The 20,963-nt window shown below is 66.2% G+C and carries 21 protein-coding genes; 16 read left to right on the forward strand and 5 right to left on the reverse strand.

What is annotated here, in order from left to right; translation table 11 throughout:
* Window positions 1-116: 116 nt before the first annotated feature.
* From mobA to WJ542_RS09125, 3 genes are all read right to left on the reverse strand, one after another.
* Window positions 117-737 carry a molybdenum cofactor guanylyltransferase MobA gene (gene mobA, locus WJ542_RS09115; protein WP_411188996.1) on the reverse strand — a complete coding sequence of 207 codons (621 nt, stop codon included), beginning with the start codon at window positions 735-737 and terminating at the stop codon, window positions 117-119.
* Between the two features lie 7 nt (window positions 738-744).
* Window positions 745-1,857 carry a GTP 3',8-cyclase MoaA gene (gene moaA, locus WJ542_RS09120; protein WP_411188997.1) on the reverse strand — a complete coding sequence of 371 codons (1,113 nt, stop codon included), beginning with the start codon at window positions 1,855-1,857 and terminating at the stop codon, window positions 745-747.
* A 163-nt stretch (window positions 1,858-2,020) separates the two neighbouring features.
* On the reverse strand, window positions 2,021-5,179 hold the full coding sequence (locus tag WJ542_RS09125; RefSeq protein WP_411188998.1) for an Rne/Rng family ribonuclease: 3,159 nt from the start codon (window positions 5,177-5,179) through the stop codon (window positions 2,021-2,023).
* An 852-nt stretch (window positions 5,180-6,031) separates the two neighbouring features.
* Between WJ542_RS09125 and WJ542_RS09130 the strand changes: the two genes are divergently transcribed.
* The 4 genes from WJ542_RS09130 to WJ542_RS09145 are packed head-to-tail and all read left to right on the forward strand — an operon-like array spanning window position 6,032 to window position 9,214.
* Complete coding sequence (locus WJ542_RS09130; RefSeq protein ID WP_411188999.1) at window positions 6,032-7,075, forward strand: RluA family pseudouridine synthase; 1,044 nt, start codon at window positions 6,032-6,034, stop codon at window positions 7,073-7,075.
* Between the two features lie 58 nt (window positions 7,076-7,133).
* Window positions 7,134-7,793 carry an HAD-IA family hydrolase gene (locus tag WJ542_RS09135; protein ID WP_411189000.1) on the forward strand — a complete coding sequence of 220 codons (660 nt, stop codon included), beginning with the start codon at window positions 7,134-7,136 and terminating at the stop codon, window positions 7,791-7,793.
* A complete protein-coding gene (locus WJ542_RS09140) occupies window positions 7,790-8,182 on the forward strand; it encodes a Rieske (2Fe-2S) protein (RefSeq protein ID WP_411189001.1) in 393 nt (130 codons plus the stop codon). The genes WJ542_RS09135 and WJ542_RS09140 overlap by 4 nt, the downstream gene beginning before the upstream one ends.
* A 15-nt stretch (window positions 8,183-8,197) precedes the next feature.
* A complete protein-coding gene (locus WJ542_RS09145; protein WP_411189002.1) occupies window positions 8,198-9,214 on the forward strand; it encodes a S49 family peptidase in 1,017 nt (338 codons plus the stop codon).
* A gap of 102 nt (window positions 9,215-9,316) precedes the next feature.
* Here WJ542_RS09145 and WJ542_RS09150 read toward each other — a convergent pair whose 3' ends face one another.
* Entirely contained in the window at window positions 9,317-10,036 is a 720-nt protein-coding gene (locus WJ542_RS09150) for an SAM-dependent methyltransferase (protein WP_411189003.1), read from the reverse strand.
* Window positions 10,033-10,680: a Maf-like protein gene (locus WJ542_RS09155; RefSeq protein ID WP_411189004.1), complete on the reverse strand. Its 648-nt coding sequence runs from the start codon at window positions 10,678-10,680 to the stop codon at window positions 10,033-10,035. Before WJ542_RS09155 ends, WJ542_RS09150 begins: the two co-directional genes overlap by 4 nt.
* Window positions 10,681-11,017: 337 nt before the next feature.
* Here WJ542_RS09155 and WJ542_RS09160 point away from each other — a divergent pair, with 337 nt between their 5' ends.
* From WJ542_RS09160 to WJ542_RS09215, 12 genes are all read left to right on the forward strand, one after another.
* Window positions 11,018-11,665: a DUF177 domain-containing protein gene (locus WJ542_RS09160; protein ID WP_411189005.1), complete on the forward strand. Its 648-nt coding sequence runs from the start codon at window positions 11,018-11,020 to the stop codon at window positions 11,663-11,665.
* A gap of 131 nt (window positions 11,666-11,796) precedes the next feature.
* Entirely contained in the window at window positions 11,797-11,976 is a 180-nt protein-coding gene (gene rpmF / locus WJ542_RS09165; protein WP_018441573.1) for a 50S ribosomal protein L32, read from the forward strand.
* 147 nt (window positions 11,977-12,123) lie between these two features.
* On the forward strand, window positions 12,124-13,230 hold the full coding sequence (gene plsX, locus WJ542_RS09170) for a phosphate acyltransferase PlsX (protein ID WP_411189006.1): 1,107 nt from the start codon (window positions 12,124-12,126) through the stop codon (window positions 13,228-13,230).
* Entirely contained in the window at window positions 13,230-14,219 is a 990-nt protein-coding gene (locus tag WJ542_RS09175) for a beta-ketoacyl-ACP synthase III (protein ID WP_411189007.1), read from the forward strand. The genes plsX and WJ542_RS09175 overlap by 1 nt, the downstream gene beginning before the upstream one ends.
* A 134-nt stretch (window positions 14,220-14,353) precedes the next feature.
* Window positions 14,354-15,292, forward strand: coding sequence for an ACP S-malonyltransferase (gene fabD / locus WJ542_RS09180; RefSeq protein ID WP_411189008.1), 939 nt, complete (start codon window positions 14,354-14,356; stop codon window positions 15,290-15,292).
* Between the two features lie 70 nt (window positions 15,293-15,362).
* On the forward strand, window positions 15,363-16,112 hold the full coding sequence (gene fabG / locus WJ542_RS09185) for a 3-oxoacyl-ACP reductase FabG (protein WP_411189009.1): 750 nt from the start codon (window positions 15,363-15,365) through the stop codon (window positions 16,110-16,112).
* Between the two features lie 156 nt (window positions 16,113-16,268).
* Window positions 16,269-16,508: an acyl carrier protein gene (gene acpP, locus WJ542_RS09190; protein ID WP_004197638.1), complete on the forward strand. Its 240-nt coding sequence runs from the start codon at window positions 16,269-16,271 to the stop codon at window positions 16,506-16,508.
* A 209-nt stretch (window positions 16,509-16,717) separates the two neighbouring features.
* Window positions 16,718-17,959, forward strand: coding sequence for a beta-ketoacyl-ACP synthase II (fabF, locus tag WJ542_RS09195; RefSeq protein ID WP_411189010.1), 1,242 nt, complete (start codon window positions 16,718-16,720; stop codon window positions 17,957-17,959).
* 140 nt (window positions 17,960-18,099) lie between these two features.
* Complete coding sequence (locus tag WJ542_RS09200; protein WP_411189011.1) at window positions 18,100-18,450, forward strand: hypothetical protein; 351 nt, start codon at window positions 18,100-18,102, stop codon at window positions 18,448-18,450.
* A 125-nt stretch (window positions 18,451-18,575) separates the two neighbouring features.
* Entirely contained in the window at window positions 18,576-19,175 is a 600-nt protein-coding gene (rpoE, locus tag WJ542_RS09205) for an RNA polymerase sigma factor RpoE (RefSeq protein WP_028215987.1), read from the forward strand.
* 76 nt (window positions 19,176-19,251) lie between these two features.
* Complete coding sequence (locus tag WJ542_RS09210; RefSeq protein ID WP_411189012.1) at window positions 19,252-19,887, forward strand: sigma-E factor negative regulatory protein; 636 nt, start codon at window positions 19,252-19,254, stop codon at window positions 19,885-19,887.
* A 5-nt stretch (window positions 19,888-19,892) separates the two neighbouring features.
* Window positions 19,893-20,951 carry a MucB/RseB C-terminal domain-containing protein gene (locus tag WJ542_RS09215; protein ID WP_411189013.1) on the forward strand — a complete coding sequence of 353 codons (1,059 nt, stop codon included), beginning with the start codon at window positions 19,893-19,895 and terminating at the stop codon, window positions 20,949-20,951.
* The last annotated feature ends 12 nt before the right edge of the window (window positions 20,952-20,963 follow it).

Genomic DNA, 20,963 nt, shown 5'->3' on the forward strand with positions numbered 1-20,963 from the left:
CGGTCGGGTGCGGCGGTCGTCCTGGTGGGCATGCCTGATATGCGTCGGAGCGGTGGGACAGCGGGCGGCGGCTCGCGGGCTGCTGTCCGGAGTGCTCCCCGGGTTGCTCCCACTCGTCAGGCACGGTCGAGGTCGGCGAGTTGCTGCAAAGAGTTGATATTGTAAAACGCACGCTCCTCGGCAAAGGCCACTTCGACCACCTTGTGGCGCCCGTACCACGCGCGCACCTTGCGTTCGCCCGCGTCCAGAAAGGCAGCGAGATCGTCGGCAAGCGCCGTGCGCAATAACACGAAGACCGGGTGCAGTGAAACCTCTCCGGCGGCGCTCGCGGTGGTGACGGTCGTGATGTCGGCGTCTTCGGCGAGTGCCGCAGCCGACAGCCGCGCCGCCAGATCGGCGGGCAGCCAGGGCGAATCGCACGGCGCGGCCAGCAGCCAGTCGGTGCGCGCCGCGGCGAGTCCGGTCAGCAGTCCCGCGAGCGGGCCGGGGTAATCGGGCAGGGTGTCGGCGAGCACCTGCGCCTGCCAGGGTGCGCCGAGCGCCGCGTAGGTCTCGGCATGGCGGTTCGCGCTGATCGCCAGCGCGCCGACCTGGGGCGCGAGCCGCGCCAGCACGTGCGCCGCGAGCGGCCGGCCATGCAGTACTTGCAGCCCTTTGTCGGCGCCGCCCATGCGCTGGCCGCGTCCGCCCGCGAGCACGAGTCCCGTGATGGCGGCGGCAGTCAGGGTAGCGGACATCGGCTGGTTACCCGCCGATATAGGACATTTCGATGCGGCGTTCGCTGGATTCGGCGCGAGCGGCGGCACTGCCGCGCAACTGCGAGTAGCGGTCGGCGCGGCCTTCCCAGACCTGGGCGATGGCCGCCGAGATCGCTTCGTCGCCGGCGCCGTTGCGCAGGAGCGCGCGCAAGTCGTAGCCCATCGAGGCGAACAGGCACAGGTACAGCTTGCCCTCGGTCGAGAGGCGCGCGCGCGTGCAGGTGCCGCAGAACGCGCGCGTCACGCTGGAGATCACGCCGATTTCCCCCGCGCCGTCGGCATAGCCCCAGCGTTGCGCGGTCTCGGCGGCGTCGTGGGCTTCGAGCGGCACGAGCGGAAAGTGCTCGGCGATGCGCGCGACGACGTCCGCCGAAGGCAGCACTTCGGTCATGTTCCAGCCGTTCGAGCTGCCCACGTCCATGTATTCGATAAAGCGCAGCGTCACGCCCGAGCCGCGGAAGTGTCGCGCCATCGGCATGATTTCGTCGTCGTTGGTGCCGCGCTTGACCACCATGTTGACCTTCAACGGCGCGAGGCCCGCGGCCTGCGCGGCCGCGATGCCTTCGAGAACGTCGGCGACCGCGAAGTCGGCGTCGTTCATGCGGCGAAAGAGTGCGTCGTCGAGCGCGTCGAGGCTAACGGTCACGCGCGTGAGGCCCGCGTCGCGCAGCGTGCGCGCCTTGCGGGCCAGCAACGACCCGTTGGTCGTGAGCGTGAGGTCGAGCGGCTCGCCTGCTGGCGTGCGCAGCGCGGCAAGACGCTCGATCAGGAATTCGATGTTCTTGCGCAGGAGCGGTTCGCCCCCGGTCAGGCGGATCTTCGTGACGCCGTGCGCGACGAAAAGCCGCGCGAGGCGCTCGATCTCCTCGAGCGAGAGGAGGGCGGCATGCGGCAGGAAAGGGTAGTCCTTGTCGAACACTTCGCGCGGCATGCAGTAGACGCACCGGAAGTTGCAGCGGTCCGTGACCGAGATGCGCAGGTCGTGCAAGGGCCGCACGAGGGTGTCGAGAACCTCGCCGGCCGGCGCGCGCGCGGCCCCGCCGGCCGCGTGAGGCGGCAGCGTACGGGCATCGGCAACGGGGATGACGCGTCGGGACATCGTGGCTTCGTTCAGAGTTTGATTGAATTTTAGCCGAACCTCTGCCCCGCCAGCCTCGGGGAGGACCCGTGATATATCAAAAAAAAGCCCGCCGATATGGCGGGCTTCCTTGGGGCCGGGAGATGCCAGGCGTGACGCCCGGCATCTCCCGGCCGGACAGGCCTTACTGCGCCTGATGGTTCGTTTCGACCTGCTGCATCGGCGTCGTATCGGCCGGCGGCAGCGCCTTACGCTCGCGCGGCACGCGCGCCGGCTTCACGATCAATGCCGCCGCGGCCTGGGCGGCGTGCAGCTTGCCGCTGTCGGTGTTGACCCAGACGAGGCCGGCGGCGGCCAGCATCGGCTCCAGCGTCTCGGCCGACAGCGTGGCCGCGGCGGCCGGACGGGCCGGGGCTTGCGCCACCGGCGCGGCTGCGGCGGGTTCGGCTGCAGGTTGCGTTGCTGGCTCAACCGCTTGCAGCGCCGGGTGTTCCACCGGTTGCTCGATGGCTTGCGAAGCCGCCGGGGCTTCTACCCGGTCTTCCCGGGTAGCAAGTGTTTCAGCCGGGGTCGGCGCGGCCGGTGCGGTTTCGGCCACGGGGGCCACCGGCTCGGTCGCTTCTGCAGCGGCAGGCGCAACCGGTTCGGCAACGGCCGGCGTGACGGGCTCGACCGGCGCTACTTGCGCCGGCGCTTCCGCTTGCGTTTGCGCCGGTGCTTCCGACTCGACTGCTTGCGCTTCGACCTGGGTCACGACGGCTTGCGCCGCTTCCGGCAGTGCAGTCACGACCACCGATTCGGCGACGATCGTGTGCACGGCGACATCCGACGACGGTGCTTCGGCTGCGGCTTCCGCAGGTGCGGCAACGGGCGCGGCAACGTCTGCGGCGTGTTCGGCTTCCGCCGGCGCTGCGGCTTCGGCGGCATCGTCCTGCGCGCCTTCCGCGCTTACGTCGGCGACACCTTCGGTCTCGCGCTCGCGACGGCCGCCACGGCGGCCGCGACGGCGGCGGCGGCGTTCCTCGCCATCGCGCGGTGCGCCCGCGTCGTCATCGCCGGCACCCTGCGCGACGCCTTCCGTCAGCACGGCGCCGGTGTTTTCGACCGAGGCGGCGTCGAGACGCGTTTCCTGGGCCTCGGCGGCTTCGGTCTGCTGCGTACGGCGGCGTTCGCCCCGTTCGCCGCGCTCACGGCGTTCGCTCCGCTCCTGACGTTCACCCCGTTCCTGGCGCTCGCCGCGCGGTGCGGCGGCTTCTGCCTGGTCGGCGCGGTGCTCGCCGCGTTCCACGCGTTCGATGCGCTGTTCGCGCTCGCCGCGGCCTTCGCGCCCCTCACGGGCTTCACGCGGCTCACGGCCTTCGCGTCCCTCGCGCGGTGCACGACCCTCGCGTCCTTCACGCGGTTCGCGTTCCTCGCGGCGCGCCGACGGTTGGCCGGCACGTGCACCGCCCGCCGCTTCGCCGCGGCCAGCCGCATCGCGGCCGCCCGAACGACGATTGCGGTTGCGATCGCCGCCGGCTTTCTCGCCGCGCTCACCGCGCACTTCGCGCGCCGGGCGGGCTGCCTTGTCCTGCCCGGCCGGCGCCGGTGCGGGAACCGCGGCCGGTGCGTTGCCGAAGAGGCGCTTGACCCAGCCGAAGAATCCGCCACCGGCCGGCGTGACAGCGACCTGAGCGGCCGCGGGCGCAGCTTCGGCAGGCTTGACCGGCGCGCTCGGCGCCGGACGCTCCGGCGTAATGCCCTTCACCGCGGCTTCCTGCTTCGGCTTGGCTTCGGCGGTGCGCTTGCTGTAGCCCGTTTCCGATTCAAGTTCGCGAGCCGCTTCCTCGGCCATCTTCCACGAGGCACGCGGGTCGTCGAGGCGCGCGTCGTCGTGACGCAGGCGTTCGAGCTTGTAGTGCGGCGTTTCCAGATGCTTGTTCGGGATCAGGACGACGGCGACCTTGAAGCGCGATTCGATCTTGTTGATTTCCGAGCGCTTTTCGTTCAGCAGGAAGGCGGTCACTTCGACCGGCACCTGACAGTGGATCGCCGCGGTGTTTTCCTTCATCGCCTCTTCCTGGATGATGCGCAGGACCTGAAGCGCCGACGATTCCGTATCGCGGATATGACCCGTGCCGTTGCAGCGCGGGCAGGTAACGTGGCTGCCTTCCGAGAGAGCGGGGCGCAGACGCTGGCGCGACAGCTCCATGAGGCCGAAGCGCGAGATCTTGCCCATCTGCACGCGCGCGCGGTCGTGGCGCAGCGCGTCCTTCAGGCGCTGCTCGACTTCGCGCTGGCTCTTGGCCGACTCCATGTCGATGAAGTCGATCACGATCAGGCCGCCCAGGTCGCGCAGACGCAACTGGCGCGCCACTTCGTCGGCGGCTTCGAGGTTGGTGCGCGCGGCGGTTTCCTCGATGTCGGCGCCCTTGGTGGCGCGCGCCGAGTTCACGTCGATGGCGACGAGCGCCTCGGTGTGGTCGATCACGATCGCGCCGCCCGAGGGCAGCGGGACGGTACGCGAATACGCCGTCTCGATCTGGTGCTCGATCTGGAAGCGCGAGAAAAGCGGCACGTCGTCGTGGTACCGCTTCACCTTGTTGACATTGTCCGGCATCACGATATCCATGAAGGCGCGCGCCTGGTCGTGGATCTCGGTGGTGTCGATGAGGATTTCGCCGATGTCGGGCTGGAAGTAGTCGCGGATCGCGCGGATCACGAGGCTCGATTCCAGGTAGATCAGCATCGGCTGACCGCTCTGGCCGGCCTGCGAGGCGGCTTCGATCGCGCGCCACAGTTGCAGCAGGTAGTTCAGGTCCCACTGGAGCTCTTCGGCGGAGCGGCCGATGCCGGCCGTGCGCGCAATGATGCTCATGCCGTCCGGCAACTGGAGTTGCGCCATGGTTTCGCGCAGTTCCTGACGGTCGTCGCCCTCGATGCGGCGCGACACGCCGCCGCCGCGCGGGTTGTTCGGCATGAGGACGAGATAGCGGCCGGCGAGCGAGATGAACGTGGTGAGGGCGGCGCCCTTGTTGCCGCGCTCTTCCTTCTCGACCTGGACGATCAGTTCCTGGCCTTCCTTGAGGGCGTCCTGGATACGCGCGCTGCGCATGTCCACGCCTTCACGGAAGTACTGGCGGGCGACTTCCTTGAACGGCAGGAAGCCGTGGCGGTCTTCGCCGTAGTTGACGAAACATGCTTCGAGCGACGGCTCGATGCGGGTGATGACGCCCTTGTAGATATTGCCTTTGCGCTGTTCGCGCCCGGCGGTTTCGATGTCGATGTCGATCAGCTTCTGTCCATCGACGATGGCGACGCGCAGCTCTTCCTGCTGCGTCGCGTTGAACAGCATTCGTTTCATTGAACGGCTCCAGAGCGGCTTCGCGCGCAGTCCGTCGCGGTGCCGGGCGAAAGGCCGGGCGGCACCTGGACGGGCAGCGGCATGCCGCGCCTTATCGTGTTTTCACAAGCACGCGGGAGCAGGAACGATGGCGGGGAGAATTGCCTTCAGTGGGTCTGGCCGGAGCGATGCGCAGCACGATGGCTGCCATGCCCGGACGGACCGCGGGGCTCATGCGAATACGGCTTCAACAAGCGGCGCGAGTTGCCGCGGGAGCGCGACGACGCGTAATACCTGCGCTTCCCATCCGGGCGCCGGGTGCGCGATGCAGGGCATCGGAACGCACGGCCGCGACCAGTACAACCGGCATCGACCGCAGCGGCGAACCGCGCGCGCTGCTGGCCGGATCAGTTTCGCGACCGCCGGTTTCAAACCGGCCGGCCGCGCACGGGAAGCTTTCAGGTAACGCCCGTCTTCCCCCTCGGGGTGTCTCGCCATTGTTGACGTCGCCTTGTCCCGCACGTTACGCAGGACGCTTCGGGCGCTCGCCGTTATTCGCCACCGGCGCGTCCTCTCGACGGCCACTTCGACCGTGCGGCAGGATTCGCCGGATGAATTCTTTATACCAACCTTCCGTTACCGTCGGAGCCCGCTGTCAACCGAACGTGCCTGTGGGCGCCGTCCCTGCCGATGCGAACTTCCGTGCGTGCAACTCGTTGCTTCTCAGCTTTCGGGGTAAGCAACTCGCCCCGGGCGCAAGTAAAATAACGGTTTATCGCTTGCTGCCAGCGCAGGCGGCGCGGTTTCGGGACCCGACGGATTTTTAGCCGTTCGGTCGACCTTCGCGCGAGCGCTGGGCAAATTATATTCAGAATGAAAGGGTTAGGCAAAATATCCCAGAATCAGGTCGCAAGCGACCAGGTTTCTTACGTCGAAGTCGATGAGGGCTCGGCCGGTCAGCGCATCGACAATTTCCTCCTGCGCGTCTGCAAGGGCGTGCCCAAAAGCCATATCTACCGGATCTTGCGCAGCGGCGAAGTCCGCGTGAACAAGGGCCGGATCGATGCCCAATATCGGCTTGTCCTTGGGGACGTGGTGCGCGTGCCGCCCATCCGCACGGCGCAGACCGACGCCGGCGCCGCCGCGCCCGTGCCGGTACCGGCCGCCCAATTTCCGGTGCTCTACGAGGACGAAGCGCTGCTCGTGATCGACAAGCCGGCGGGCGTGGCGGTCCATGGCGGCAGCGGTGTGGCGTTCGGCGTGATCGAGCAGTTGCGCGAGGCGCGGCCGCATGCGAAGTTCCTCGAACTGGTGCACCGGCTCGACCGCGAGACCTCCGGCGTCCTCATGCTGGCCAGGAAGCGCGCGGCGCTGGTGGGCCTGCACGAGCAGATCCGCGAAAACCGGATGGACAAGCGCTACTACGCCTGCGTCCACGGCGACTGGGCGAGCGACTGGGGCCGCCGCCGGGTGGTGAAGGAGCCATTGCACAAGTTCCTGACCCCGGAAGGCGAGCGGCGCGTGCGCGTGCAGCCCGACGGCCAGCCATCGCATACGGTTTTCAACCTCGTCGAGCGCTGGCCGGAGTACGCTCTGCTCGAAGCCGAGCTGAAGACGGGCCGCACGCACCAGATCCGCGTGCATCTGGCGCATCTCGGCCTGCCCATCGTCGGCGACGCCAAATACGGCGACTTCGCGCTGAACAAGGCGCTCGCGCGCCCGGCCGCCAGTCCCGGCATCAAGCGCATGTTTCTGCACGCGTACCGGCTGAAGCTTGCGCACCCGATCACGGGCGAGACGCTGCAGTTCGAGGCGCCGCTGCCCGCCGAGTGCCGCCGCTTCGTCGAGTCGCTGCGCGCGCAGCGCGACGGCGCCGAAGGTGACGCGGGTGCGGAACAGGGGCGAGAACAGGGGTGAGACGCGGGCAGGCCTGCCGCGCAACCCGAATAGAACAATACGTTTGGAGAAGCACCGCATGGCCAGAGAGCAATTTGATCTGATTGTGTTCGATTGGGACGGCACGCTGATGGATTCGACGGCCCACATCACGCGCAGCATCCAGGCGGCTTGCCGCGACCTGGGGCTGCCTGTGCCCGGCGACGAAGCGGCGAGCTATGTAATCGGCCTCGGCCTGCGCGAGGCGCTGCAGATTGCGGCGCCCACGCTCGATACGGCCGACTACCCGCGTCTTGTCGAGCGCTACCGCGTGCATTACCTGCTCAACGAGCAGAAGACCGAACTCTTCGCCGGCGTGCGCGAGATGCTGGTCGAGCTGCGCGAGGTCGGTTACCTGCTGGCCGTGGCGACGGGCAAGAGCCGCGTCGGGCTGAACCGCGCGCTCGACGAGGCGCGCCTCACGAGCCTTTTCGACGGCACCCGCTGCGCCGACGAAACCTTTTCGAAGCCGCATCCGGCGATGCTTCACGAATTGACGCGCGAACTGGGGCAGGATCCGGGGCGCACGCTGATGATCGGCGACACGACACACGACCTGCAGATGGCGATCAACGCGGGGGTGGCGGGTGTGGGCGTCGCATATGGCGCGCACGCGGCGGGTTCGCTCGAAACCTTGGAGCCGCGCTACATCGCCCCCGATGTGGCGGCGCTGGCCACCTGGCTGCGGGAGCACGCATGACGGAAGCGCTGATCGATCCGGTGCGAATTTGTGCCGCGGAGGCGCTGCTCGACGGCGGCGCAGGCCAGCGCATGAACGCCACTTACGTGGGCGGCGACGCGGTGGTGTTCTTCGTTCGCTATGGCGGCGAGGTCTACGGCTACCTGAATCGCTGCGCTCACGTGCCCATGGAGCTGGACTGGGTCGAGGGCCAGTTCTTCGAGTCGTCCGGCCTCTACCTGATGTGTGCGACGCACGGCGCGATCTACGAGCCCGACACCGGCAAATGCGTGGGCGGACCATGCCGCGGCGGCCGCCTGCGGCCCGTGCGTGTCGAAGAACGGGACACGCCCGAGGGCCGTACGGTATTCTGGCTTCCCGATGGCGATCTGCGCCCGACCCAACCCTGACCACGCACCGCTCGCATGTCCGACAATCCGACCCCTGAATCGAACGAACCGGTCCGCCCCAAATCGGCTGAAAGCGCGGCTGACCGCAATGCGTCTGCGCCCGGCTGGGAGCGCGAGGCGCTCGAGCGTATCGCGCTGGCGGCGATCCACGAGCAGCGCGCGGCGCGGCGCTGGAGAATATTCTTCCGCTTCGCCTTCCTCGCGGTGCTGCTGGTGATTGCATGGAGCGTGCTGGACCTTTCCGGCGCGCGCGTCGAGGGCGACAGCCGCCACACGGCGCTCGTGTCGCTCGACGGCGAGATCGCCGCCGATACGAGCGCGAACGCCGAAGACATCAACAGCGCGCTCGACAGCGCCTTCGACGACGACGGCACGGCCGGCGTGATCCTGCACATCGACAGCCCCGGGGGCAGCCCCGTGCAGGCGGGCATCATCAACGACGAAATTTTGCGGCTGCGCAAGAAGTACCCGGCGATCCCGCTCTACGTCGTGGTGGGCGACATGTGCGCGTCGGGCGGCTACTACGTTGCCGCTGCCGCCGACAAGATCTACGTGAACAAGGCGAGCATCGTGGGTTCGATCGGCGTGCTGATGGACGGCTTCGGGTTCACGGGTCTCATGGACAAGCTCGGGATCCAGCGCCGCCTGCATACTTCGGGTGAGAACAAGGGCTTTTTCGACCCGTTCTCGCCGGAGACGCCGCAGATGGACGCCCACGCCCAGGACATGCTCGATCAGATCCACCAGCAGTTCATCGACGCCGTGAAGACCGGCCGCGGCAAGCGTCTGCACGATACGCCCGACCTTTTCTCGGGCCTTTTCTGGACGGGCGAGAAGAGCGTGGAACTGGGTCTGGCAGACGGCTTTGGCGACACCGACTACGTGGCGCGCGAGGTCATCAAGGCGCCCGATATCGTCGATTACACGGTCAAGCAGAGCCTCACCGACCGCGTCGCGAAGCGTTTCGGCACGGCAGTGGGCTCGGCCGCGATGCACGCGCTGATCGCGAGCGGCCAGGTCGCTGTCCACTAGAACCGCGGCTTTTGCGATGAACGGCCATCCGTGCCTCGTGCGCGGGTGGCCGTTGCGCTTTGGGGTAGCGACTTCGCGTTGTGTCGCGTTGCCCCGGTCGCGTCAGGCGGCGAGGAGCAGAAAGATGGCCGGCCGCTTGTGCAGATCGGGTGCGGGCTTTTTCTTCCAGTCGGCCACTGTTCGGCTCACGATCGTTTCCGTCGGCAGCGTGAGGTCGACGGCGACGCACACGAGCGTCGAGGGTGCGCAGCTCGCGAGTAGCGCATCGAGCATCGTCCGGTTGCGGTAGGGCGTTTCGATGAAGATCTGCGTTTGCTTCGCCTTGCGCGAGTGCTGTTCCAGCTCGCGCACCTTCTTCGCGCGTTCGTTCGCATCGACGGGCAGGTAGCCGTGGAACGCGAAGCTCTGGCCGTTCAGGCCCGAGGCCATCAGCGCAAGCAGGATTGAGCTGGGCCCCACGAGCGGCACGACCTTGATGCCGCGCTCGTGTGCCCGCCGCACGAGCAGTGCGCCGGGGTCCGCCACGGCGGGCACGCCCGCCTCCGAGACGAGACCTGTGTCGATCCCCGCGAGGAGCGGCGCGAGCAGCTTGTCGATCTCGGCGGGCGGCGTGTTGACGTTCAGTTCGCGAATCTCGATTTCCTGGATCGGGCGCGTCGTGCCGACCCGCTTGAGGAAAGCGCGCGTCGTCTTGGCGTTTTCGCCGATATAGCTCGCGAGCGTACCCGCGCGCTCGCGCACCGGAGCAGGCAGGACGGCCGCGAGCGCGGCCTCGTCGCCGTCGCCGAGCGTGTTCGGAATCAGATAGAGCGTACCGGTCATCGGGCCTCCAGCAGCGGGTAGCCCGCCGTGAGCAGCATGCGCGTGAGCGCGATGAGCGGCAGGCCGATCAGCGCAGTGGGGTCGTCGGATTCGATCGCCTCGAGCAGCGCAATGCCGAGGCCCTCGGACTTCGCGCTGCCTGCGCAGTCGTAGGGCTGTTCGGCGCGCAGATAGGCGTCGAGCGCCGCATCGGAGAGCGGCCGGAAGCGCACCTTCGTCACGACATCGACCGTATCCGTTTGGCCAGTAGCGGTGTCGAGCAGGCTGAGCGCGCTATGGAAAAGCACCTCGCGGCCCCGCATCGACTGCAACTGGGCCAGCGCGCGCTCATGAGTGCCGGGCTTGCCGATCTGCTTGCCGTCGAAGGTTGCCACCTGGTCGGAGCCGATCACGAGCGTGCGGCCGGCCGTGGCGGGCAGCGCGCTCGCCACGGCGCGGGCTTTGGCTTGCGCGAGTCGCAGCGCCGTGGCTTCCGGCGTTTCGCCGGCGTGCGGCGTTTCGTCGACGGCGGGCACCGCGGTGTCGAACGGAATGCGCAGCCGCTCCAGCAGTTCGCGGCGGTAGCGTGAGCTGGACGCGAGAATCAGCGCGGGGCGGCTCGGGGAGGGGGCGGCGCCTCGGTCCGTAGGGGATAAGTCCTGCATGTTCGGTTGATCGTAGAAAGAGGGGCGGATAGAGAGGGTGCTAGAAGGGAAAACTCTGCCCGCACAGGCACTTGCGTGCAAGCCGTTAAGTGTTTGACTCCAAAAGATAAAGGCGTTATGATTTTGGGCTTTTCATCGGTGCGCGCGTTTCGCACGCCTCTTTTTCTTGCCCCTTCGTGGGGTGGGCTGTGGCGGAATGGCCGGCGGCAAAGCGCTGCAGGGCTTGCACGCCTCGCGAGCCAGTCAGGCTTAAAAGAGGCGCAGTTCGCAAGCGCGGCTTGCCAGGCGCTGCGACACGCGCGAGACTGGCGCGTAGGCAACGACGCAGGAGCGCACAATGACCGAACTCACTGGCAAGCCCGCAGGCGCCATCGCTTCGCTTAACCCACGCGATCTCGATCTCTTCGAATTCGCGCGCAGCGGCCGGGAAGCTGCAGGAGCCGTGCGTCTCTCGCAGCTGCCGCGCATGTTAAACGAAGTCGCGGCGGACGCGCCAGATCGCGACACAGTTTTTACGTGGCAGGCGGCAGGGTTCACCCAGGCGGAATTGCAGGATGACGGCACCGAAGGACCGCAACCGTATCTGCGGCTTGCGGTTCACGGTAGCGCATGGATTACGTGTCAGCGTTGCCTTGCTCCCTACGAGCAGGCATTCGACGCTGACCCGGTCTTCCGTATCGTCCAGACGGAAGAAGAGGCGGACGAGTTTCCGCTCGACGACGATGACGTCGATGTGATTGTGGGCTCGCGCCATTTCGATCTCGTCGACTTGATCGAAGAGGAGCTGTTGCTCTCGCTGCCGCTCGTGCCGAAGCACGAAATCTGTCCGGCGGTGCACGAAAGCCTCGCCTCGGGTGCCGACGGCGCGGAAGGCGTGGACTCCGTGGACGACGTGCCGGAGCAGGAAATCGAGACGCAAGAGCGCGTCAACCCGTTTGCGGCGCTCGAATCGCTCAAGAAGGACGGTCCCGGCAGCAAGCACTAACGCTGCTGCTGGTGGCGCGCAGTACATCGTAGTACCCATTCGTAGGCCCCCTCCGGGAGTCCTGCCAACCCCTTGGGTGGCGGCGGTCGGATCGGGTTGTGTTAGAATTCGCGAAATTCTCAGGAGTTATCATGGCAGTTCAACAAAACAAGAAGTCGCCGTCGAAGCGCGGCATGCACCGCTCGCACGATTTCCTCACGGGCGCTCCGCTGGCTGTCGAGCCGAGCACGGGTGAAGTGCATCTGCGTCACCACATCAGCCCGAACGGCTACTACCGCGGCAAGAAAGTCGTCAAGACCAAGAACGACTAATCGTTCCACTGTGCGGCGCCCGCTTGATCCGCAGGATCATCGAGCGGTGCTGTGCATGGCGATTCCGTTCGCTTGACAATTTTTCGGCTCGGCAAAAAAGGCGGCATTCAACTGCCGCTTTTTTGTGCCTGAAATCCGTCGCATTCCATGACTGTTACGCTCACGATAGATTGCATGGGAGGCGACCACGGACCGTCTGTGACGGTGCCTGCCGCAGTCAAATTCGTCCGCTCGCACCCCGACGCGCATCTGCTGCTCGTGGGCGTCGAGTCGGCGATCCGCGCCCAGTTGAAGAAGCTGAAGGCGCTGGATAACCCTGCGTTCACGGTCGTTCCCGCCACCGAGGTCGTCGAAATGGACGACCCGGTCGAAGTCGCGCTGCGCAAGAAGAAAGATTCGTCGATGCGCGTCGCGCTCAACCGCGTGAAGGACGGCGAGGCGCAGGCCTGCGTTTCGGCGGGCAACACCGGCGCGCTGATGGCCGTGTCGCGCTACGTGCTCAAGACGCTGCCCGGCATCGAACGTCCCGCGATCGCTTTTCCGATGCCGAACGTGACCACCGGCTATACGACGGTGCTCGACCTTGGCGCGAACGTCGATTGCGAACCGCAGCATCTGTTGCAGTTCGCCGAGATGGGACACGCGCTCGTCGCTGCGCTCGAAAACAAGGAGCGGCCAAGCATCGGCCTCCTGAACATCGGCGAAGAGATCATCAAGGGCAACGAGACCATCAAACGTGCGGGCGAACTGCTGCGCGCGAGCACGCTGAACTTCCGCGGCAACGTCGAAGGCAACGACATTTACAAGGGCACCGTCGACGTGATCGTCTGTGACGGTTTCGTTGGTAATGTCGCGCTCAAGACGTCGGAGGGCCTCGCCGACATGCTCACGAAGGGGCTCAGGGAAGAGTTCGGCCGTTCCTGGCTCACGAAGCTGGCCGCGCTCGTCGCGATGCCCGTGCTGCTGAGCTACAAGAAGCGGTTCGATCCCCGCAAGTACAACGGCGCGGCGCTGTTGGGACTCAAGAGCGTCGTCATCAAGAGCCACGGCTCCGCGGACGCCTACGCGTTTGAGTGGGCGATCAAACGCGGGTATGATGCCGTCAAAAATGGCGTGCTGGAGCGTCTCGCTCGCGCCATGGACGAGAACGCCGGTTCGCTCGAACAGGCGGCCGGCGGGTCCGGCGACAGCCAGCCCGGCGCTCAGGCCGCGGGCGAGATTCCGCCCGGCACCGCATCTTCCTCGAAGGCATAATGGCTCAATCGACTCTATATACCCGCGTGCTCGGCACGGGCAGCTATCTTCCGCCGGACCGCGTCACCAACCAGGAACTGGCTGAGCGTCTCGCCGCGAAGGGCGTCGAGACGAGCGACGAGTGGATCGTTGCCCGCACGGGCATCCACGCGCGCCACTTCGCCGCTTCCGACGTCACGACGAGCGATCTCGCGCTGGCCGCCTCGCAGCGCGCCATCGCCGCGGCCGACGTCGATCCGCAGTCGATCGACCTCATCATCGTCGCCACGTCCACGCCCGATTTCGTGTTCCCGAGCACGGCCTGCCTGCTGCAGAACAAGCTCGGCATCCGCAATCAGGGCGCCGCGTTCGATGTGCAGGCCGTGTGCGCGGGCTTTGCGTACGCGGTCTCGATCGCCGACAGCCTGATCCGCAGCGGCCAGCACCGCACGGCGCTCATCGTCGGCGCGGAAACCTTCTCGCGCATTCTCGACTTCAACGATCGCACCACCTGCGTGTTGTTCGGCGACGGCGCGGGTGCGATCGTGCTGCAGGCATCCTCGGAACCGGGCGTGCTGTCGAGCGCCCTCCACGCCGACGGCAGCTACGCGCACATCCTCTGCACGCCGGGCAACGTGAACGGCGGCGTGATTGCCGGCAACGCCTTCCTGTACATGGACGGCCAGGCCGTGTTCAAGCTTGCCGTGAACGTGCTGGAGAAGGTCGCGCTCGAGGCTCTCGACAAGGCGCAACTGAGCGCCAACCAGATCGACTGGCTGATTCCGCACCAGGCCAATATCCGCATCATGCAGGGCACCTGCCGCAAGCTCGGCTTGCCTGCCGAACGCATGGTGGTGACGGTGGGCGAGCACGGCAACACGTCGGCGGCGTCCATTCCGCTCGCACTCGATGTCGCGGTGCGCGACGGCCGCATCAAGCGCGGCCAGAACGTACTCATCGAAGGTGTCGGTGGCGGCTTCACGTGGGGCGCATCCGTCATCCGCTATTGATTTCGACCGGGCTACGCACGCCGCGCCATTCCTTGCGCGGCCGGCGGGCGCACGTTCGAGGCGGTAGGTCGCACGCCTCGCGCGCGCCAGGTCGCGGTGCGCCGCCCATCTGAACTGACCGAATTGGGGACGCTATGAAATTCGCATTTGTTTTTCCGGGCCAGGGCTCGCAGGCCGTCGGCATGCTCGATGTTTTTGCCGATAGCGCCGTTGTGCGCGAAACGCTGCAGGAAGCGTCGGACGCGCTGAATCAGGATCTTGGCAAGCTGATCGCAGAAGGTCCGGCCGACGAACTGAACCTCACCACCAATACGCAGCCGGTCATGCTGACCGCCGCCTGGGCCGTGTATCGCGCATGGCAGCAGGCGGGTGGTCCGGCGCCCGCCGTCGTCGCGGGTCACAGCCTCGGCGAATACACGGCGCTCGTCGCGGCCGGCGTGCTGGCTTTCCGCGATGCGGTGCCGCTCGTGCGTTTTCGCGCGCAGGCGATGCAAAGCGCCGTGCCGGTGGGCGAGGGCGGCATGGCCGCCGTGCTGGGCCTCGACGACGACACCGTGCGTGCCGCCTGCGCGGAAGCCGCTGCGGCTACGGGCGGCGTGGTCGAAGCCGTCAACTTCAACGCGCCGGCGCAGGTCGTGATCGCAGGCCATAAGGGCGCGGTCGAAAAGGCCTGCGAAGTCGCCAAGGCGAAGGGCGCGAAGCGCGCGCTGCCGCTGCCGGTCTCCGCGCCGTTCCACTCCTCGCTGCTCAAGCCGGCATCGGACCAGTTGCGTCACTATCTCGCGAACGTGAAGCTCAATGCGCCGTCGATCCCCGTCGTGAACAACGTCGACGTGGCGTTCGCAACCGATCCCGAAGCCATTCGCGAAGCGCTCGTGCGCCAGGCCGCCGGTCCGGTGCGCTGGGTGGAGTGCGTGCAGGCGATTGCCGCGCAGGGCGTCACGCATCTGATCGAATGCGGTCCGGGCAAGGTGCTGGCGGGCCTCACGAAGCGTATCGACGGCAACCTCGTGGGTGCGTCGGTGGCCGACCCGAAATCGCTCGAAGAAGCACTCGCGCTCGTCGCCGGCTAAGTCGTTAGCGGCTGAACGGCTTTCCGAGTCATCCCGGGTCACACTCGTAACGGATTCAAGAAATAGACAGATGGAAAAGACTCTCGACAACCAGACCGCCATCGTGACGGGCGCCTCGCGCGGCATCGGCCGGGCGATCGCGATCGAACTGGCGCGCCAGGGCGCCATGGTGATCGGCACCGCCACGAGCGAAGCGGGCGCGCAGGCCATCGGCGCGGCCTTCGAGGCGGAAGGCCTCAAGGGCCGCGGCGCCGTGCTCGACGTCAACGACGCAACGGCGGCCGAAGCGCTGATCGATGCGACGGTGAAGGAATTCGGCGGCCTTGCGGTTCTCGTCAACAACGCGGGCATTACGCAGGACAACCTTGCAATGCGCATGAAGGACGACGAGTGGGACGCCGTGATCGACACCAATCTGAAGTCGGTATTCCGCCTTTCCCGCGCCGTACTGCGTCCGATGATGAAGGCGCGTTCGGGCCGCATCATCAACATCACGTCGGTGGTCGGTTCGTCGGGCAACCCGGGCCAGGCCAACTACGCGGCGGCGAAGGCAGGCGTGGCCGGCATGACGCGCGCGCTCGCGCGCGAGATCGGCAGCCGCGGCATCACCGTGAACTGCGTCGCGCCGGGCTTCATCGACACGGACATGACGAAGGATCTGCCGGCTGAGCAGCAGGCCGCGCTCAAGCAGCAGATTCCGCTGGGCCGCCTTGGCAGCCCGGACGATATCGCGCATGCGGTCGTGTTCCTCGCGTCGCCGCAGGCGGGATACATCACCGGCACCACGCTGCATGTGAACGGTGGCATGTATATGTCTTAACCGGATTCGGGTACTATCCGCGCCTTGATATACCTGATGGGTGCGGTCGCAGACCCAGGCCATCCGGAACCTCGAGCGCCGCTTTTCTGCCAGTTCAAACCTGCTAAAATGCGCGCACTCGCATTCATGAGCTAACTTTTTTCCCTTGGAGGGGTAATGGACAACATCGAACAGCGCGTCAAGAAGATCGTCGCCGAGCAACTGGGCGTCGCGGAAGCCGAAATCAAGAACGAGGCTTCGTTCGTGAACGATCTGGGCGCCGACTCGCTCGACACCGTTGAACTGGTGATGGCCCTCGAAGACGAATTCGGCATGGAAATTCCCGATGAGGAAGCCGAGAAGATCACGACGGTCCAGCAGGCCATCGACTACGCTCGCGCGAACGTCAAGGCCTAAGGACATTCAGGCGCTATTTGTCCGCAGTTGTCTCGTAGGGGCCAGCGCCGCTGCGGCGCGAGCGGCCCGAGAGGACATACGCCAGTGAACCCGCACACGCCCGCACCTGCTGCAGGGCCATTGCCGGTCAACTAGCCACAGGGCTCACAGGAGCATTTCCTGTGGCCTCTGTGGCTTTTGCTTTTGTCATCTATGGAAAAGGGGTTATCGTGAGCCGCCGTCGAGTTGTTGTTACAGGCCTGGGGCTGATTTCGCCTGTTGGCAATAATGTTGCCGACGGCTGGGCCAATCTGGTCGCCGGCAAGTCCGGTATCGCCAACATCACGAAGTTCGACGCCACGAACTTCTCGACCCGCTTCGCCGGCGAAGTGAAGGGCTTCAACATCGAGGATTACATCCCGGCGAAAGAAGCGCGTCACATGGATACGTTCATCCATTACGGCATCGCCGCGGGCATGCAGGCGATGCAGGACAGCGGCTTCGAGATCACCGAAGAGAACGCGGAGCGCGTCGGCGTCGTGGTGGGTTCGGGCATCGGCGGCCTGCCGATGATCGAGATCACGCAGACCGAACTGCTCAACCGCGGCCCGCGCCGTATTTCGCCGTTTTTCGTGCCGGCCTCGATCATCAACATGATCTCCGGCCACCTTTCGATCAAGTACGGCCTCAAGGGCCCGAATCTGTCGATGGTCACGGCCTGCACGACCGGCCTGCACTGCATCGGCGAGGCCTCGCGCCTGATCGAGTACGGCGACGCCGACGTGATGATCGCGGGCGGCGCGGAATCGACCGTCTCGCCGCTCGGTATCGGCGGCTTCGCGGCGGCGCGTGCGCTCTCGCAGCGCAACGACGATCCGGCAACGGCGAGCCGTCCGTGGGACAAGGACCGCGACGGCTTCGTGCTGGGCGAGGGCGCGGGCGTGATGATCCTCGAAGAGTACGAGCACGCTAAGAAGCGTGGCGCGAAGATCTACGCGGAAGTCACCGGCTACGGCATGAGCGGCGATGCGTATCACATGACCGCGCCGCTCGAAGACGGTGACGGCGCGCGCCGCTGCATGCTGGCGGCGATGCGCAACGCGGGCGTGAACGCCAGCGAAGTGAACTGGCTGAGCGCGCACGGCACCTCGACGCCGCTCGGCGACCTCGCGGAAACGACTGCGATCAAGCGCGCGTTCGGCGACCACGCGAAGGACATCGTCGTGAATTCGACGAAGTCGATGACCGGGCACCTGCTCGGCGGCGCGGGCGGTCTGGAGTCGGTGTTCACGGTGCTCGCCGTGCACAACCAGATCTCGCCGCCGACGATCAACATCTTCAACCAGGATCCGGAATGCGACCTGGACTACTGCGCGAACACCGCGCGGGACATGAAGATCGACATCGCGCTGAAGAACTCGTTCGGCTTCGGCGGCACGAACGGCACGCTGGTCTTCAAGCGCCACGCTTGACGCGCACAGACCCTCAAGCGGCCGCGCCGGCAAGCCCGGACGGCCGCGATCCCGCCTTTCTTTCGCGGCGCGAAAGTGCGCCGCGAATTGTCTTGCGCCTTTCCCCCACGCTTTTTTGCGTTCTCGCAGCGGGTATCGCCGTGGCGACGGCGGCCGTCTGGACGGCGCTGGCTCCATGGTTCGGTCCCGCGCGCGCCGTGCCGCCCGCACTGGCGATTCTGGCTGCCTGTGGCTTGTCGGTCGCGGCCTGGCGCCGCAGACAGCCGGCGGCCCTTGAAATCGGGCCAGATTCGTTCGCGACGTATTCGAACGCCGGTGCCTGCCTGTTTCAGGGGCGCCTGACGGGCGCGTCGCAGTGGGGAAGCGCCTTGCTCGCGCTGTCGGTGCAGGACGCGGCGCGGCGTGCCACGGTGCTCGTCGCTGCCGACGCGGTCGGGCGTGCCGCCTTTCGTGAACTGGCGGTCCGCGCGCGCTGCGCGGCCGGCCGCTGAGCGCCTTCTTGCGCCGCGCCGGTCGCTGTAACGACTGTAACGGCTGTTACTCGCGTAACGTGACGGGGGGTGGGGGGCGCTACAATGGTGCCCCCGCGTCTACCATGAGCTAACGGATTTTTCAGGTGAGCGAAAAAGAAATCGACCAGGTGCTGGTCGAGCGCGTGCAAAAAGGCGACAAGGCCGCGTTCGAGCTTCTGGTCTCCAAATACCACCGCAAGATCATCCGGCTGATTTCGCGCCTCGTGCGGGATCCCGCCGAGGTCGAGGACGTGGCCCAGGACGCCTTCATCAAGGCGTACCGGGCGCTGCCGCAGTTTCGCGGCGAATCCGCTTTCTATACGTGGTTGTACCGGATTGCGGTCAATACGGCCAAGAATTACCTTGCGACCCAGGGAAGACGCGCTCCGACTTCCACCGAAGCGGATGCAGAAGAAGCGGAAACTTTCTCGGACGCCGATCAACTAAGGGATATCAACACGCCCGAGTCGATGTTGATGAGCAAGCAGATCGCAGAGACGGTCAACGCTGCCATGGCGGTTTTACCGGAAGAGCTGCGCACCGCCATTACTCTTCGGGAAATTGAAGGTTTGAGCTACGAGGAAATTGCTGAGATGATGGGGTGCCCGATCGGTACCGTCAGATCAAGAATTTTCCGCGCTCGCGAAGCCATTGCGGCAAAATTGCGTCCGCTGCTGGACACACCGGAAGGCAAGCGCTGGTAAGCCAGCCGCCTGCGGGGCACGGATGCGATTCACCGGGTTAGTGTCATAAAGGGTCTGTAAGGGAATGGGGAGCATCATGGGATCGGTCTCGATGCAGTCGGTGTCAAGCTCGCACGGCGAGCGTCTGTCCGCCTTTATCGACGGGGAACTCACCGTCGAAGAGCATCTGAGCGGTATCTTTTCTGAACTCGATCAGGAAGGCCGCGCCGCCTGGTCGGAGTATCACCTGATCGGCGACGTGCTGCGCTCGGACGATCTCGCGCTCAGCACGGCCGCGAGCCGGTCGTTCATGACGGGGTTCGCCGCGCGTTTCGAGGCCGAGCCGCACGTGCTCGCCCCTGCGGCGCTGCCGGCCGCACGCGAAGGCGCGAGCCGCGTCGGGCGTATTCTCGCGCTGCGTCACCGCGTCGTGCCCACGCTGGCCGTTGCCGCGGCCGCTGCCACTCTCACCTGGATCGTCGTGCCGCAGATGCGCGGTGCGGGTCTGGCGAGCGGCGGGGCACAGGTCGCGTCGGTCGGGTCGTCACAGGGCATGCAGCGCGTGGCGATGAATTCGGCGCCCGTGCAGACGGCTGCCGTGCAGGACGGCAACATCATTCGCGACGCGCGTCTGGACGAGTATCTGGAAGCTCACCAGCAGTTCGCGCAGCAACCGGCGATGGCGGATTCGATGCCGTTCGTCCGGGCTGCCCTCACCACGCAAGGCCAGTAAGTTTGATGCAGACATTGCGGTTCAATAAAACGACACTCTGGGGGCGGCTGCCGGCATTCCTGTGCTGTGTGGCCGTAATGCTGACCGCTCTGTCTGTGGCCAACCGGGCCGACGCGCAAGGCGCGCCGGCGGCCGATCTCACCACACCTCAGGGTGCGGCCCAATGGCTGGACCGCATCCAGCAGGCCGCCCAGCAGCAGAATTACGAAGGCACCTTTGTCTATCAACGCGGGGCCTTCGTACAGTCGTCGCATATCACGCACTACGCCACGAAGAACGACGGCGAGTACGAGCAGATCGAAAGCCTCGACGGCAAGCCGCGCAAGCTGCTGCGCCACAACGACGACGTTTATACCTTCGTGCCCGAGCGCAAGCTCTGCGTGGTCGAGAAGCGCCAGAACAAGGACGCCTTCCCGGCGCTCCTCAGCTCCAGTGGCGCTCAGGTCCTGATCGTCTACACGCCGAAGGCGCTCGGCGGCGATCGTGTCGCGGGCATCGACAGCCAGATCGTCGAACTCGATCCGAAGGACGGCTATCGTTTTGCCTACAAACTCTGGGCCGACGCGAAGACCGGACTGCTGCTGCGCGCGCAGACGCTCGATCCGTCGAACGGGCAAGTGCTCGAGCAGTTGTCGTTCACCCAGGTCCAGATCGGCGTGCCGTCGGACAAGGCTTCCATCGTCAACGGCATGAACACCGCCGGCTGGACCGTGGTGCATCCGCCGCTGGAGCCGGTGGACATGGAGGCGCAAGGCTGGAGTTTCGGCTCGCCCGTCCCCGGCTTCCACAAGATCCGCGAACTGCGCCGTCCGATGGCCGCGCGGGATTCGAACGACCCGCCCATCCCCGTGGATCAGGCCGTCTTCTCCGACGGTCTCGCCGCGATTTCCGTTTTCGTCGAGCCCGCCGAGAACAATAGCCGCAAGGAAGGCTCGGGCAGCAACGGGGCAACCCATGTGCTCGTGAAGCGCCGCGGCGATTACTGGATTACCGTGCTCGGCGAGGTGCCCCAGACCACGTTGCAGCAGTTCGCGTCTGCCATAGAATACAAGGCTCCCAGGTAAATCCTTCGGCTG

The sequence above is a fragment of the Paraburkholderia yinzeri genome, assembly GCF_046581065.1.
GTDB lineage: Bacteria > Pseudomonadota > Gammaproteobacteria > Burkholderiales > Burkholderiaceae > Paraburkholderia.

Excerpts from the sequence above, each read along its gene's own strand:
- WJ542_RS09130 (WP_411188999.1), top strand. The coding sequence starts at position 6,032 with ATGAAAGGGTTAGGCAAAATATCCCAGAATCAGGTCGCAAGCGACCAG.
- fabG (WP_411189009.1), top strand. The coding sequence starts at position 15,363 with ATGGAAAAGACTCTCGACAACCAGACCGCCATCGTGACGGGCGCCTCG.
- rpmF (WP_018441573.1), top strand. The coding sequence starts at position 11,797 with ATGGCAGTTCAACAAAACAAGAAGTCGCCGTCGAAGCGCGGCATGCAC.
- WJ542_RS09215 (WP_411189013.1), top strand. The coding sequence starts at position 19,893 with ATGCAGACATTGCGGTTCAATAAAACGACACTCTGGGGGCGGCTGCCG.
- WJ542_RS09140 (WP_411189001.1), top strand. The coding sequence starts at position 7,790 with ATGACGGAAGCGCTGATCGATCCGGTGCGAATTTGTGCCGCGGAGGCG.
- WJ542_RS09175 (WP_411189007.1), top strand. The coding sequence starts at position 13,230 with ATGGCTCAATCGACTCTATATACCCGCGTGCTCGGCACGGGCAGCTAT.
- WJ542_RS09135 (WP_411189000.1), top strand. The coding sequence starts at position 7,134 with ATGGCCAGAGAGCAATTTGATCTGATTGTGTTCGATTGGGACGGCACG.
- acpP (WP_004197638.1), top strand. The coding sequence starts at position 16,269 with ATGGACAACATCGAACAGCGCGTCAAGAAGATCGTCGCCGAGCAACTG.
- WJ542_RS09160 (WP_411189005.1), top strand. The coding sequence starts at position 11,018 with ATGACCGAACTCACTGGCAAGCCCGCAGGCGCCATCGCTTCGCTTAAC.
- moaA (WP_411188997.1), bottom strand. The coding sequence starts at position 1,857 with ATGTCCCGACGCGTCATCCCCGTTGCCGATGCCCGTACGCTGCCGCCT.
- WJ542_RS09125 (WP_411188998.1), bottom strand. The coding sequence starts at position 5,179 with ATGAAACGAATGCTGTTCAACGCGACGCAGCAGGAAGAGCTGCGCGTC.
- plsX (WP_411189006.1), top strand. The coding sequence starts at position 12,124 with ATGACTGTTACGCTCACGATAGATTGCATGGGAGGCGACCACGGACCG.
- WJ542_RS09155 (WP_411189004.1), bottom strand. The coding sequence starts at position 10,680 with ATGCAGGACTTATCCCCTACGGACCGAGGCGCCGCCCCCTCCCCGAGC.
- WJ542_RS09210 (WP_411189012.1), top strand. The coding sequence starts at position 19,252 with ATGGGATCGGTCTCGATGCAGTCGGTGTCAAGCTCGCACGGCGAGCGT.
- fabD (WP_411189008.1), top strand. The coding sequence starts at position 14,354 with ATGAAATTCGCATTTGTTTTTCCGGGCCAGGGCTCGCAGGCCGTCGGC.
- mobA (WP_411188996.1), bottom strand. The coding sequence starts at position 737 with ATGTCCGCTACCCTGACTGCCGCCGCCATCACGGGACTCGTGCTCGCG.
- WJ542_RS09145 (WP_411189002.1), top strand. The coding sequence starts at position 8,198 with ATGTCCGACAATCCGACCCCTGAATCGAACGAACCGGTCCGCCCCAAA.
- WJ542_RS09150 (WP_411189003.1), bottom strand. The coding sequence starts at position 10,036 with ATGACCGGTACGCTCTATCTGATTCCGAACACGCTCGGCGACGGCGAC.